This window comes from Variovorax sp. 38R (genome assembly GCF_014843395.1).
Lineage (GTDB): Bacteria > Pseudomonadota > Gammaproteobacteria > Burkholderiales > Burkholderiaceae_C > Variovorax > Variovorax paradoxus_H.
On sequence record NZ_CP062121.1, the window covers coordinates 4,279,284 to 4,292,745 of the forward strand.

A 13,462-nucleotide genomic window follows, 5' to 3' on the forward strand; every position below is an offset into this window, starting at 1 on the left:
GGGTGTCTCCGGTGCGTTCTTGTTTGTTGTGCGAATACGTTGGCGAAGGGGAGCTTAGGTTTTCGCCTTCGCCAAAGCCAATGAGATCGGTTGAGGATCGGTATAAGCGCACCAAATACACCCCGATACCCCGCCAGCCGCCCAGTCGGCGCCCCGCTTCTAGAATGTTTCCGGTGAGTGCCCTACCCTCTTCCCTCCCCCCCGCCGAACGCCGCCCGATCCGTGAACTCCCCGACGAGCTGATCAGCCAGATCGCCGCCGGTGAAATGGTCGAGCGCCCCGCCTCGGTGGTGCGCGAACTGCTCGACAACGCGCTGGACGCCGGCGCGCGCCAGATCACCGTGCGGCTGGCCTCGGGCGGCGTGCGGCTGATCTCGGTCGAAGACGACGGCCTGGGCATTCCCCGCGAAGAACTCACGGTGGCGCTGCGCCGCCACGCCACCAGCAAGATCGCGAGCCTGAGCGACCTCGAAACGGTCGGCACGATGGGCTTTCGCGGCGAGGCGCTCGCGGCCATCAACGCGATTGCCGAACTCAGCATCCTTTCGCGCTTCACCGGCGCCGACAGCGCCTTCGTGCTCGATGGCGGCACGGGCGAGCTGCGGCCCGTGGCACGCTCGGTGGGCACCACGGTCGAGGTGCGCGAGCTGTTCTTTGCCACGCCCGCGCGGCGCAAGTTTTTGAAGACCGACGCTACCGAGCTGGCCCACTGCATCGAGGCCGTGCGCCGCCATGCGCTGGCGCGGCCCGAGGTGGGCTTTTCGGTCTGGCACGACGGCAAGTTGATCGAACAGTGGCGCGCCGCCGCCACGCCCGAGCAGCGGCTGGCCGATGCGCTGAGCGACGACTTCGTGTCGCAGAGCGTCTCGGTGCTGCGCGAAGGCGGCCCGGTGCGCGTGGTCGGCCGTGCCGGCATTCCCGATGCGGCGCGCTCGCGCAACGACCAGCAGTTCTTCTACGTCAACGGCCGCTTCGTGCGCGACAAGGTGCTGTCGCACGCGGTGCGCAGCGCCTACGAAGACGTGCTGCACGGCCAGCGCCAGCCGGTGTACGTGCTGTACCTGGAGATCGACCCCGCGCGCGTCGACGTCAACGTGCACCCGACCAAGATCGAGGTGCGCTTCCGCGACGGGCGCGAGGTGCACCAGGCGGTGCGCCATGCCATCGAGGACGCCCTGGCCGCGCCGCGCGCCGGCGATGCCCTGGCACCGGCCGACGCGCCACCACAGCCCTTCTTCAAGCAGACGCCGCTGCCGCCGAGTGCGAGCTGGTCGCAGCCCGCGATCCCGTTCCAGGCACGCGAGCGCGGCACCGGCGACTTCGAGGCCATGTGGCCGCGGCGCTCCGAGGAGCAAGGCCATGCGTTGGTCACGGGCGCGTCGCAGTGGCAGACCGAAGCCCCGGCGATGTCGTTCCGCGCGCCGGTCGGGCTGCCGGACAGCGAAGCCCCGGCCTCCACGCCGGCTCCGGTCATGAACCAGGACGCCTGGCCGCTGGGCCGCGCCCTGGCCCAGCTGCAGGGCATCTACATCCTGGCCGAGAACAGCCAGGGCCTGGTGATCGTCGACATGCACGCGGCGCATGAGCGCATCGTCTACGAGCGGCTCAAGACCCAGCTCGACGGCGCGGCCATCACGAGCCAGCCGCTGCTGATTCCGGCCACCTTCGCGGCCACGCCGCAGGAAGTGGCCACGGCCGAGGCCTGCGCCGAGGTGCTGCCCACGCTGGGGCTGGAGATCACGCCGTTCTCGGCCCGTACGCTGGCCGTGCGCGCCGTGCCCGGCACGCTGGCCGACGGCGACCCGGTGGAGCTGGCGCGCAGCGTGCTCGCCGAACTGGGCCAGCACGACGCGAGCACCGTGGTGCAGCGCGCGCAGAACGAGCTGCTGTCGACCATGGCCTGCCACGGCGCGGTGCGCGCCAACCGCAAGCTCACGATCGACGAGATGAACGGCCTGCTGCGCCAGATGGAAGCCACCGAGCGCTCCGACCAGTGCAACCATGGCCGGCCGACCTGGCGCCAGCTGTCGATCCGCGAGCTCGATTCGCTGTTCATGCGCGGGCGGTAGGCCCTTCATCGGTCGCTGCGCCGACATGCCGCAGCGTGACGGCAGCCAGCACCGCAAGAACCGCAATGCTGACGGCGCTGATGGCTGCGGCTGCATTCAGCCCCGCGAGGAAGGCGGCTTGCGCCTGCTCCAGCACGCCGGCAGGCAGTTGGTGCGCCACCGACGTGGCGCCGGCCAGGCTGTCCGATACCGCGCGTTGAAACTCCACGGCCACGCCGTCGATCGGGTCGCCCATCCGCGTGCGATACACCGCCGTCGTCAGGCTGCCCAGCGTGGCGATGCCCACGGCCAGACCCAGCTCCTGCACCGTTTCGGACAAAGCCGAAGCCGAGCCGGCCTTCTCAGGCGGCGCAGCGCCCACGACCAGGTCGGTGCCCAGCGCGGCGATGGTGCCCAGGCCGAGGTACACGAGCGAGAACGAGGCGGTCACCAACGCGATGCCATGCGGCGTGCGATCGAGCTGGCTCAGCATCAGATACCCCACGACCGACAACCCCAGCGCGCCGGCCATCACATGGCCCGGCCGGATGCGCCGCGCGAGCAGCGGCGCCGTGATGCCGGCCACGAGCATGGCGAGCGCTGGCGGGCCCATCCACAGCCCAGCCGCGAGCGGTGACAGGCCAGCCACGAGTTGCAGGTACTGGGTCACCAGCAGCATCGTGCCGCCGACACCAACGAGCCCCACCAACAGCACCACCAGCGCGACGCTGAAAACCCGGCTGGCGAACAGGTCGAGGTCGATCAGCGGATGGCGCAGCCGCCGCTGCCGCCGGACGAACAGCAGCGCGAAGGCCAGCCCACCGAACAGTGCCAGCACGGCACCGACACCGATCCCGTCCTTGGCGACCTGCTTGATGCCGTAGACCACCGGCAGCAAGGCAAGCAGCGACAGCGCGACGCTGGGCAGATCGAGCTGGCCCTGCTGCGGCGCGCGGTACTCCGGCAGCAGGAACGGCGCGGCCAGCAGCAGCAGCCCGACCACTGGCAGCGCGACGAGAAAGGCCGCGCCCCAGCCGTGGTGCGCCAGCAGCACGCCGCCCACCACGGGCCCGGCCGCCATGCCCAGCGCGAACATGGTCGCCCACAGCCCGATCGCCAGCGCGCGCTGGTGCGGGTGCAGGAACATGTTGCTGATCAGGGCCAGCGTCGACGGCATCAGCGTCGCGCCCGCCACGCCAAGCACGGCACGTGCGGCGATCAGCTGGTTGGCGCTGGTCGAAGAGGCCGCGATCACCGACGCCACGCCGAACGCCGCCGCCCCCGCCATGAGCAGCTTGCGCCGCCCGATGCGGTCGCCCAGCGTGCCCATCGTGACGAGAAAGCCGGCAATCATGAAACCGTAGGCATCGACGATCCACAGCGCCTGCGCGCTTGTGGGGCGCAGGTCCAGGGCCAGCGCGGGCAGCGCGAGGTGCAGCAGCGTGAGGTCGAGCCCGAGCAAAAGGGTCGGCAGCGCCAGCAGCGCGAGCCCGGTCCATTCGCGGGCGCCTGCGCGCCCTTCCCGCCTCGCAGTGGGAGGACGGTCGGAAAGGGAAAGTGAATCGCAAGGTGCGGTCAAAAGGGGCCTCCGGGTGCGTGTTCGGGTTGCGGAAGCCCCATCTTCAGGACAAGATCATCACATTACAATTTAAGTGTTTATCCTATTACTGGAGACAACAGTCGTGATCGAGCGAAGCCTCAGCCGCACCAAGAACGAGCTGTCGGAGTTCCTGACCCGGCACCGCCGGAAGCTGACGCCCGCCGATGTCGGCCTGCCCTCGCAGGGCCGGCGCCGCACCCCCGGCCTGCGGCGCGAAGAGGTTGCGGTGATGGCCGGCGTGGGGCTCACCTGGTACACGTGGTTCGAGCAGGGGCGCGAAATCCAGGTGTCGCAGAAGTTTTTGCTCGGCGTGGCGCACGCCCTGAAGCTCGACGACGCCGAGTGCAGCCACCTGTTTCTGCTGGCCCACAAGCGGCCCCCGCCGCCCGAGGCCCATCAGCAGGTGTCGGTCACGCCCCACATCCAGCAGTTGATGGACGACCTGCCGAACCGCCCCGCCTACGTGTGCAACCTGCGCTGGGACGTCGTGGCGTGGAATGCGGCGGCCGAGGCGCTCTTCGGCTTCAGCGCGCGCGAACCCGAAGTGCGCAACCTGCTGCGCATGGTGTTCGCCGACCCTGAATTGCGGCGACGCCTGCCCGCCTGGCGCGACGATGCGCCCCGGCTACTGGCGCAATTCCGATACGACTTCGCCATCGCACCCGACGATCCGGCCATGTTGGGCCTCGTCGCCGACCTGAAAGAACTCTCGCCCGACTTCCGCCGCTGGTGGGACACCCCCGACAGCGCGCCCGCCCGGCGCGGCCTCCGATGTGTACAGATGGCCGACACCGGACCGTTGGACTTTCACCACGAAACGCTGGTGGTCGACGCGCACCGACACCTGCGCATGGTGGTGTATTTCGCGCAGCCGACACCGGCCTGAGCACAGCGGCTCGCGCGCCAGATAAGCGCCGTCAGCGCCCGTTTTGAGGGTTTTCGAGGGTTTTTGCGCGTCATCCGCAGCGCGGGCACGCACGTTGCATGGTCTCGTGCGAAGCGCCGACGAGCGCCGCACAGGGGGATCTGACACGCGATGCCGACGCGTTTCAGAAAGCAAGCAGATGAACTTTCGGCCGACTTTCGCTGTCCCTCCACGCAATGATCAAACGCTGGCCCCTCCTCGCGTCCATCTTTTCGCTCTGTGCCCTCCTGGCCGCCGGCTGTTCGACCCTCGACGAACGGCAACGCGAATGGATCTTCCAGCCCAGCGACCGCAGCTGGGGCAACTCGGCCCAGATGACCGAAGGCATGCAGGACGTCTGGATCGACTTTCAATCGTCCATCACCGGTGAACCCGCGCGCCTGCACGGCCTGTGGCTCGGCGGCGCCCCCGAAACCACCGAGACCCCCGTGCTGCTGTACCTGCATGGTGCGCGCTACAACGTGGCCGGCTCGGCGCCGCGCATCCAGCGCATGCACGAGCTGGGCTTCTCGGTGCTGGCCATCGACTACCGCGGCTTCGGCAAGAGCTCCAAGGGCCTGCCCTCGGAAGCCTCGGCCCGCGAAGACGCCCGCGCCGCCTGGACCTGGCTTGCCGCGCGCCATCCGCGCCAGCACCGTTACATCTTCGGCCACTCGCTGGGCGGCGCCATCGGCATCGATCTGGCGGCCACGGTGGGCGACGAGAGCGGCACCATCGTCGAGAGCACCTTCACCTCCATCGCCGACGTGGCCAGCAGCTTCAAGTGGGGCTGGCTGCCCTTCGGCCCGTTCATCACGCAGCGCTTCGAGGCCATTCGCACCGTCAAGGACATCGGCGCGCCGCTGCTCGTGGTGCACGGCACCGCCGACAGCCTGATCAACCCGACGCTGGGGCGCAAGCTGTACGAGGCGGCCACGGTGCCCAAGATGTTCGTGCTGGTCGAGGGCGGCTCGCACCACAACACCAACTCGGTGGGCGCGACGCAGTACCGCGCGGCGCTGTCGCAGCTGTTTCGCATGAAGCCCGAAGGCAGCAGCACCGTGGCGGACAGCCGGCCGCAGCCGCGGCTGGTGTCGCCGCAGCCGTCGCTGCCTTCTTCATTGCCTTCTGCCGCGCTGTCGCCGCAAGAGGTGCGGGGCCAGGCGCACACGCCGCCCGCCCCCGCTGCCATCTAACTAAAAACCAAACCGGCTTTCCCGCCGGTTCCGTTCCCGCGTCAGGCCGAGGCCAGATCGAACGGCAGCTGGCGCAAGGGCTTGCCCGTCAGCCGCGCCACGGCGTTCGCGAACGCAGGCGCCAGCGGCGGCAGGCCCGGTTCTCCCATGCCCTTGGGCGCATCGGCACTCGGCACGATGTGCACATCGAACTCGGGCATCTGCGTGATGCGCGCCACGGTGAAGTCGCCGAAGTTGCCCTGCTGCACGACGCCGTCCTTCAACGTGATGGCGCTGCCCTGCAGGCAGGTCGACAGCCCCATCACCGCCGCGCCCTGCACCTGCGCTTCCACGCTGCGCGGGTTCACGGCCAGGTTGCAGTGCACGCCCGAGGTCACGCGGTGCAGCACGGGCTGGCCGTCTTTCACCGACGCTTCGACCACATAGGCCACCACCGACTCGAAGGACTCATGCACAGCCACGCCCCAGGCGCGGCCTTCGGCGAGCTTCTTCTTGCCGTAACCGCTCTTGTCGACCGCGAGCTGCAGCGCGGCACGATGGCGCGGGTGCTTGTCGCCGAAGAGGTTCATGCGGTAGGCCACCGGGTCCTGCTTGGTGGTGCGGGCGATTTCGTCGATGAGCGTTTCCATCACGAAGGCGGTATGGGTGGACCCCACGCTGCGCCACCACAGCACCGGCACGTTGACCTGCGGGTGATGCACCGTGAGGCGCATCGGCACGGGGTACGGATCGCGCATGCCCTCGACGGCCGTGGCGTCGATGCCGTCCTTCACCATGGAACCGGCGAACACCGTGCCGCCGGTGATCGACTGGCCCACGATGACGTGGTCCCACGCGAGGATCTTGCCGCGCTCGTCGAAGCCGATGCGTGCGCGGTGCAGGTGCATGGGGCGGTAGTAGCCGCCCTTGATGTCGTCCTCGCGGCTCCACAGCAGGCGCACGGGGGCGTCTTTCAGGCCGGCGGTGCGCGCGGCCTTGGCGATCTCGCAGGCCTCGACCACGAAGTCGCTCGAGCCCACGAAGCGCCGGCCGAAGCCGCCGCCCGCCATCTGCACGTTGACCTTCACCTGCTCGGGCTTGAGCTTCAGCGTGCGCGCCGCGGCCTGGCCGTCGAGGTCGGCGGACTGCGTGCCGACCCACAACTCGGCGCGACCGTCCGTCAGCTTCACGGTGCAGTTCTCCGGCTCCATGGGCGCATGGGCCAGGTAGGGGAACACGAACTCGGCATCGAGCTTGTGCGGCGCGCCGGCCAGCGGCGCCATGTCGGCGTCGAACTTGCGGTTGCCAGGGCGGCCGGCGAGTTCGCGGTACTGCGCCAGTTGCTTCTCGCTGTCGACCTTCTCGACGGCGGCGGTGTCCCACTGCAGCTTGAGCGCGTCGCGGCCCAGCTTGGCCGGCCAGTAGCCGTCGGCCACCACGGCCACGCCCTCGGCGCCGCGGTCCAGCGGAATGCGCAGCACGGCCTTCACGCCCTTGACGGCGCGCGCCGCGCTGTCGTCCACCGAGGCCAGGCGGGCACCGAACACCGGCGGATGGGCCACCACGGCCGTCAGCTGGCCGGGCTGCTTCACGTCGATGCCGAAGTCCTGGCGTCCGCTGCTCTTGGCGCGCGCGTCCAGGCGCGTGGTCGGGCGGCCGATGATGCGAAAGTCCTTCGGGTTCTTCAGCGTGACCTTCTCGGGCACCGGCAGCGCCATGGCCGCTTCGGCCAGTTCGCCGTAACCCGCCTTGCGGCCGCCCGGGCCGATGACCGTGCCGGCCTGCGTGCGCAGCGTGGCCACGTCGACCTTCCAGCGCTGCGCGGCTGCCGACAGCAGCATGGCCCGCGCGCGCGCACCCAGTTCGCGGTACTGCGTGTAGCTGTTCTTGATCGAGTTGGAACCGCCGGTCAGGTGCATGCCGAACAGCGGGTCGGCGTAGGCCGCATCGTTGGTGCCGTTGCGGCTGCGCACCAGGGCCCAGTCGGCATCGAGCTCTTCGGCCAGGATCATCGGCAGGCCGGTCTGCACGCCCTGGCCGAACTCGAGGCGGTTGATGGTCACGGTGACCTCGCCGTTGGGCGCGATCTGCACGAAGGCCGACGGCTGTTGCGTCGGCTTGAGCGCGCCGCCGGCCTTGGCCGGACCGTCGGCCTGCGCCATGGCCATGTGGGGAAAGGCGCCGAGCACGAAGCCACCGGCGCCGGCCATCTTCAGGAAGCTGCGACGCGGCAGCGTGGCGACCTCGTCGGCTTCATCGGTCTCAGGCCGGGCCATCAGGCGCTGCAGCGCGCGCGGAAGTTCGTTGTAGTCGATGTGGGGCAGCATGTCGGCTCCTTAGGCGAGGGTCTTGGCCGCTTCGGCCACGGCGGCGCGGATGCGGGCGTAGGTGCCGCAGCGGCAGATGTTGCCGGCCATGGCCGAGTCGATCTCGTCCGTGCTGGGCTGCTTGCCCTTGGGCAGCGACTGCAGGAAGGCGGTCGCACTCATGATCTGGCCGCTCTGGCAGTAGCCGCACTGCGCGACGTCGTGCTTGACCCACGCGGCATGCACCGCCGCACCCACGCGGTCGCTGCCGCCGGTCACGGCTTCGATGGTGGTGATCTTCTTGCCCTCGGCCGCCGAGATCGGCGTGATGCACGAGCGGATGGCCTGGCCGTCCATGTGCACGGTGCAGGCGCCGCACAGCGCCGCGCCGCAACCGAACTTGGTGCCGGTCATGCCCAGCGTGTCACGCAGGGCCCAGAGGATGGGGGTGCCGGGGTCGGCGTCGACCGTGTGGTCACGGCCGTTGACGTGGAGCGCGCTCATGTTGTTGTTCTCCGTGGGTTGAGTTGAAGGATTCGGTTCACTTGGCGCCGTCGAGCACCCATTGCGCGAGCGCCTGCAGGTCGGCCTCGGGCACCTGGGGTTGCGCGGGCATCGGCATCGCGCCCCACTTGCCCGAGCTGCCGCCCTTGATGCTGGCCACCAGCTGCGCGGCCGTGCCCTTGCCGTCGCCATAGCGCGCGCCGATCTCTTTCCAGGAAGGGCCCACCACCTTCACGGCGGCCTGGTGGCAAGCCATGCACGCGTTTTTCTGCGCCAGCGCGGTGCTGGCGACAGCGGGTGCGGACCAGGCAATGCTCACGCCGACGGCCAGTGCGGCCACGAGCGAGGCGGTGATGCGGCGGTCGATGCCGCGAAGCGGGTTTCGTTCGTCGTGGGTCATTTCTTTTTTCATCATCGTGGAGGGGAAGCACGGTCCTCGCGCCGCGCGCCGCGCGCCGCAAGAGGACTTCACGGCGGCCAGTGTCCGATGAAGCGCCCACGGCCACTTGCCCAATCCGCGCGCGTTCTTGCCTGAAACAACGAGACTGCGCCGGAAACGCCAGTCGCATGAGAAGCGCCCGATAGACTTTGCGCAAGCAGCCGAAAGGATTCAGATGGAAGTGCTACAGCCGACGCAGCCAGACGATTCGGCCGTCCTCGCCGCCCTGGCCACGGCCGTCGGGCGCATTGCCCGAAACGACGGCGACCACGCCACCGCCATTCCCGAACTCTCGCTGCACCGTCGCAGCGCCGCGACCGAGCCCGTGCATTGCATCTACGGCTTCGGCCTGGGCATCACGGTCGGCGGACAGAAGCGCGCGGCGCTCGGCGACGAGATCTATGAATACGCCGCGGGCCAGTCGCTGCTGATCACGGCCGACCTTCCCGTGGTCGCGCACGTCACCCGCGCCAGCGCGGCGCAGCCCTTCCTGGGCCTCATGCTCAAGCTCGATGCGCGCGCCATCGTGCAGGTGGCGACCGAGATGGCGTTGCCGCCGCCGTCCAGAGAACCCCACAACCACCGCGCCCTGTCGCTCGGTGCACTCGACCCGACGCTGCTCGGCACGGTGACGCGGCTCGTCGAACTGCTGGCCGAGCCCCAGCTCGTGCCCCAACTCGCGCCGCTGCTGCAGAAGGAAATCATCGTGCGCCTGCTTGCCGGGCGCCACGGCCCGCAGCTGCAGCGCCTCGTGACCGTCGGCTCGCCGAGCCAGCAGGTGGCGCAGAGCCTGGCGTGGCTCAAGATGAACTTCACCAAGCCCGTGCTGGCCGACGAGCTGGCCGCGTCCGCGCACATGAGCCCGTCGACCTACCGCCAGCATTTCCGCGCCGTGACCGGCATGAGCCCGATGCAGTACCTGAAGCAGCTGCGCCTGCAGGAAGCGCGGCAGCTGATGCTGAACCAGAACATCGATGCGGGCACGGCCGGCGTGCGCGTGGGCTACGAAAGCGCCTCGCAGTTCAGCCGCGAGTACGCGCGCCTGTTCGGCGCACCGCCGCTGCGCGACATCCGCCGGATGCGGGACGCGACCGTCGTCGTCGCCTGAAGCACTGCGTCGCAAGCAAGCCCCGCGCTGCCGCCCGGCGCGCGCCATTTGCTACCCTCGACGCATGCCCCCAGCTTCCCCTGTTCCCCCGCGCTACATCGCGCTTGCCGGCCCCACCGCGTCCGGCAAGACCGCCGTGGCCCTGGCCGTTGCGCAATTGCAGCCGGTCGAGATCGTCAGCGTCGATTCGGCGCTGGTCTACCGCGGCATGGACATCGGCACCGCCAAGCCCACCGCCGCCGAGCAGGCCGCCGTGCCGCACCACCTGATCGACATCCTCGATGCGCGCGACAGCTACAGCGCCGCCGCCTTCGTGGCCGACGCCACCCGGCTCATCGACGCCATCCGCGCGCGCGGTGCGCTGCCGCTGCTCGTGGGCGGCACCATGCTGTACTTCAAGGCGCTGTTCGACGGCATCGACGCCATGCCCGCGGCCGACCCCGCTGTGCGCGCGCGCCTCGACGCCGAAGCCGCCGCGCTCGGTTGGCCCGCCATGCATGCGCGGCTCGCGCAGGTCGACCCCGTCACGGCCGCACGGCTCGCGCCGCAAGACAGCCAGCGCATCCAGCGCGCGCTCGAGGTGTGGGAAAGCAGCGGCCAGCCACTGTCGAGCTTCCATGCGAGCGACACCAAGGCCGCCAAGGCCGTCGACGGCGGCGTGCTCGTGTCGCTCGAACCCGAAGACCGCGCCTGGCTGCACGGCCGCATCGCCGAACGCTTCGACGCCATGCTCGCCGCCGGTTTTCTCGACGAGGTGAAGGCGCTGCGCGCGCGCGGCGACCTGTCGCCCGACCTGCCCTCGATGCGCTGCGTCGGTTACCGCCAGGCCTGCGACATGTTCGACGCCTGCGGCGACGCACCGCCCGACACCAAGACCCTGAACGAACTGCGCGAGCGCGGCATCGCCGCCACGCGCCAGCTCGCCAAGCGGCAGATCACCTGGCTGCGCAGCATGCCGCAGCGCACCGTCATCGCCTGCGATGCGCCCGACGCGGTGCAGACCGCCGTGCAGCACATCGCCCACATCGCACGCGGGGCGACGCCCGCATGACCCTGCACCTCTCCAACCTCGGCAAGCACTACGGCGACGCGCCCGTCTTCGAGCATGTGAGCCTGCAGGTCGCGCCCGGCGAGTTCGTCGCCATCGTGGGCGAATCGGGCGTGGGCAAGTCGACCCTGCTCAACTGCATGGCCGGCCTCGACAGCTGGGACGAAGGCAGCGTGTCGCACGACGGCACCGACATCGGCGCGCTCGACGGCGAGGCCCGCGCGCTCTGGCGCCGCCAGCATGTGGGCTTCGTGTTCCAGGCCTTCCACGTGCTGCCGCACCTCGACGTGGCCCAGAACGTGTCGCTGCCGCTGATGCTGCTCGGCCGCCCGCGCGAAGACGCACGCGTCGCTCACATGCTCGACGCCGTCGGCCTGCCCGGCATGGGCGCGCGGCTGCCGCAGACGCTGTCGGGTGGCCAGCTGCAACGCGTGGCGATCGCCCGTGCGCTGGTGCATCGGCCCGCGCTGCTGCTCGCGGACGAGCCCACCGGCAACCTCGACCCATCGACCGCTGCGAAGGTGATGGACCTGCTGATCGGCCAGACGCGCGAGCACGGCGCATCGCTGGTGCTGGTGACGCACTCGGAGAGCGCGGCGGCGCGGGCGGACCGCTTGCTGCACCTGACGGTGAGCGGCATCCGGGCCTGACGGGTGAAGCGCCCATCGACACCCGTTCCGGGCGCGTTGGTGATGATCGCCGTGCTCTACCTGGCCACCGAGCTGTGGCAACTCGCCACACGCCCCACCGTCATGGTCGGCGTGCGCATCCTGATCTATGCCTTCGTGTTCCGTGCGGCGCTGCGTGGCAGCCCGTGGGCGGCCGGGCTGTGGGGCATCGCGAGCGCGGTGGCCACGGCCGCGTGCGGCTACGCCCTGTGGGTCATTGCCCGGCACGGTGCCGTCGGCGTCTCGGCATCCAGGCTCACCTACGTTTCTCTCCTGACGGCCTTCTTCGCCGCGGGCACGCTCTACATCGTCCGCAGCCAGAACCTGAAGGCCTTCCAGCGATCACGCCGCATCGGCGGACCGCCCGATGGCGCACGCGTGACGTTGCGCCACGGGCATCTCACGCTGATTCGCTACAGACGCCCTGAGGTGCGCGTCGCGCTGGACGCCATCGAGCGGATCGCGGTGCGCTCGCACACAAAGGTCGACAACCTGCCGCAGGTGTGGATCGAGCTGTGGACCGACACCGACCGCGACGCCCCATCTGCCGAGGTGGACACGCTTGCCGACAACTTCACGCAATTCGAAGCCTGGCTGCTGGCGCTGCAGGACTTCGATGCAGCCGGCTACCGTCAGTTGCTCGACTGCGGCGAGAACGCGCGCCGCGTCGTGTGGCAGCGCGCGACCTGAGGCTCAGGCCGTGCCGCTCAACAACGCGGCGTAGCGCGACAGGTCGACGTTCCCGCCGCTGATCACGATGCCCACGCGCTGGCCTTCGATGGCCTTCGCTGCCGCAATGGCGCCCGCGAACGCGAGGCAGCCCGTCGGCTCCACCACCATCTTCATGCGCTCGGCGAAGAAGCGCATCGCCTCGACAAGCTGGTCGTCGGTGACGGTGAAGATGTCGTCCACGTCGCGCTGGATGATCCCGAAGGTGTACGCGCCCAGATGCTGCGTCTGCGCACCGTCGGCGATGGTCTTGGGCGTTTCGATGTGCACGATCTTCCCGGCGCGCAGCGACTGCTGGCCGTCGTTGCCGGCTTCGGGCTCCACGCCGTAGACCTTGCAAGCGGGCGCCAGTGCGCGCGCCGACAGTGCCGAGCCCGACAGCAGCCCGCCGCCGCCGAGGCACACGAAGAGGTGGTCGAGCGGACCCGTCTCTTCGATGAGTTCCTTCACCGCCGTCCCCTGCCCCGTCAGCACATCGGGGTGGTCGTAGGGCGGAATCATCGTCATGCCGCGTTCCTGCGCGAGTCGCTTCGTCAGCGCCTCGCGGTCTTCGGTGAAGCGGTCGTACATCACCACTTCGGCGCCGTAGCCCTTCGTGGCCGCGACCTTGGCGGCGGGCGCGTCCTTGGGCATGACGATCACGGCCGGCATCGACAAGAGCCGCGCCGACAGCGCGATGGCCTGCGCGTGGTTGCCCGACGAGAAGGCGATGACGCCGCCCTTGCGCTGCGCCGCGTCGAACTTCGACAGCGCATTGAACGCACCGCGAAACTTGAACGCGCCCATGCGCTGGAAGTTCTCGCACTTGAAGAAGAACTGCGCGCCCCAGCGTTCATTGGCGGTGGTCGATTGCAGCACCGGCGTGCGGTGCGCATGGCCTTCGAGCCGCGCGGCCGCGGCGATGACGTCGTCGTAGGTAGGGAGTTGCATCGC

12 protein-coding genes are annotated in these 13,462 nt (G+C 69.6%); 7 read left to right on the forward strand and 5 right to left on the reverse strand.

Annotation, left to right across the window (positions count from 1 at the left end; all coding sequences use genetic code 11):
• Positions 1–173 precede the first annotated feature (173 nt).
• Positions 174–2,069 carry a DNA mismatch repair endonuclease MutL gene (gene mutL / locus IG196_RS19715; RefSeq protein ID WP_192192599.1) on the forward strand — a complete coding sequence of 632 codons (1,896 nt, stop codon included), beginning with the start codon at positions 174–176 and terminating at the stop codon, positions 2,067–2,069.
• Here mutL and IG196_RS19720 read toward each other — a convergent pair.
• Positions 2,053–3,627: an MFS transporter gene (locus tag IG196_RS19720; RefSeq protein WP_192192601.1), complete on the reverse strand. Its 1,575-nt coding sequence runs from the start codon at positions 3,625–3,627 to the stop codon at positions 2,053–2,055. The genes mutL and IG196_RS19720 overlap by 17 nt on opposite strands.
• 103 nt (positions 3,628–3,730) lie before the next feature.
• Here IG196_RS19720 and IG196_RS19725 point away from each other — a divergent pair, with 103 nt between their 5' ends.
• Both IG196_RS19725 and IG196_RS19730 read left to right on the forward strand, forming a co-directional pair.
• Positions 3,731–4,534, forward strand: a complete 804-nt coding sequence (locus tag IG196_RS19725; RefSeq protein ID WP_192192603.1) for a helix-turn-helix transcriptional regulator — start codon at positions 3,731–3,733, stop codon at positions 4,532–4,534.
• Positions 4,535–4,749: 215 nt separating this feature from the next.
• On the forward strand, positions 4,750–5,748 hold the full coding sequence (locus tag IG196_RS19730) for an alpha/beta hydrolase (protein ID WP_192192605.1): 999 nt from the start codon (positions 4,750–4,752) through the stop codon (positions 5,746–5,748).
• A gap of 41 nt (positions 5,749–5,789) precedes the next feature.
• On the opposite strand, the gene IG196_RS19735 is transcribed toward IG196_RS19730, so the two are convergent.
• Genes IG196_RS19735 through IG196_RS19745 form a run of 3 tightly spaced genes read right to left on the reverse strand, consistent with a single transcriptional unit; the run spans position 5,790 to position 8,937 of the window.
• On the reverse strand, positions 5,790–8,054 hold the full coding sequence (locus tag IG196_RS19735) for a xanthine dehydrogenase family protein molybdopterin-binding subunit (RefSeq protein ID WP_192192606.1): 2,265 nt from the start codon (positions 8,052–8,054) through the stop codon (positions 5,790–5,792).
• A gap of 9 nt (positions 8,055–8,063) precedes the next feature.
• Positions 8,064–8,537: a (2Fe-2S)-binding protein gene (locus tag IG196_RS19740; protein WP_192192608.1), complete on the reverse strand. Its 474-nt coding sequence runs from the start codon at positions 8,535–8,537 to the stop codon at positions 8,064–8,066.
• Positions 8,538–8,574: 37 nt separating this feature from the next.
• Positions 8,575–8,937 carry a c-type cytochrome gene (locus IG196_RS19745; protein WP_192192610.1) on the reverse strand — a complete coding sequence of 121 codons (363 nt, stop codon included), beginning with the start codon at positions 8,935–8,937 and terminating at the stop codon, positions 8,575–8,577.
• A 214-nt stretch (positions 8,938–9,151) separates the two neighbouring features.
• Here IG196_RS19745 and IG196_RS19750 point away from each other — a divergent pair, with 214 nt between their 5' ends.
• From IG196_RS19750 to IG196_RS19765, 4 genes are all read left to right on the forward strand, one after another.
• Complete coding sequence (locus IG196_RS19750; RefSeq protein ID WP_192192611.1) at positions 9,152–10,084, forward strand: AraC family transcriptional regulator; 933 nt, start codon at positions 9,152–9,154, stop codon at positions 10,082–10,084.
• 64 nt (positions 10,085–10,148) lie between these two features.
• Positions 10,149–11,135, forward strand: a complete 987-nt coding sequence (gene miaA, locus IG196_RS19755) for a tRNA (adenosine(37)-N6)-dimethylallyltransferase MiaA (protein WP_192192613.1) — start codon at positions 10,149–10,151, stop codon at positions 11,133–11,135.
• A complete protein-coding gene (locus IG196_RS19760) occupies positions 11,132–11,782 on the forward strand; it encodes an ABC transporter ATP-binding protein (RefSeq protein WP_192192615.1) in 651 nt (216 codons plus the stop codon). Before miaA ends, IG196_RS19760 begins: the two co-directional genes overlap by 4 nt.
• A 42-nt stretch (positions 11,783–11,824) precedes the next feature.
• On the forward strand, positions 11,825–12,490 hold the full coding sequence (locus IG196_RS19765; RefSeq protein WP_192192616.1) for a hypothetical protein: 666 nt from the start codon (positions 11,825–11,827) through the stop codon (positions 12,488–12,490).
• A gap of 3 nt (positions 12,491–12,493) precedes the next feature.
• Here the strand turns inward: IG196_RS19765 and IG196_RS19770 are convergent, their stop codons facing one another.
• Positions 12,494–13,459, reverse strand: a complete 966-nt coding sequence (locus tag IG196_RS19770; RefSeq protein WP_192192618.1) for a threo-3-hydroxy-L-aspartate ammonia-lyase — start codon at positions 13,457–13,459, stop codon at positions 12,494–12,496.
• Positions 13,460–13,462 lie beyond the last annotated feature (3 nt).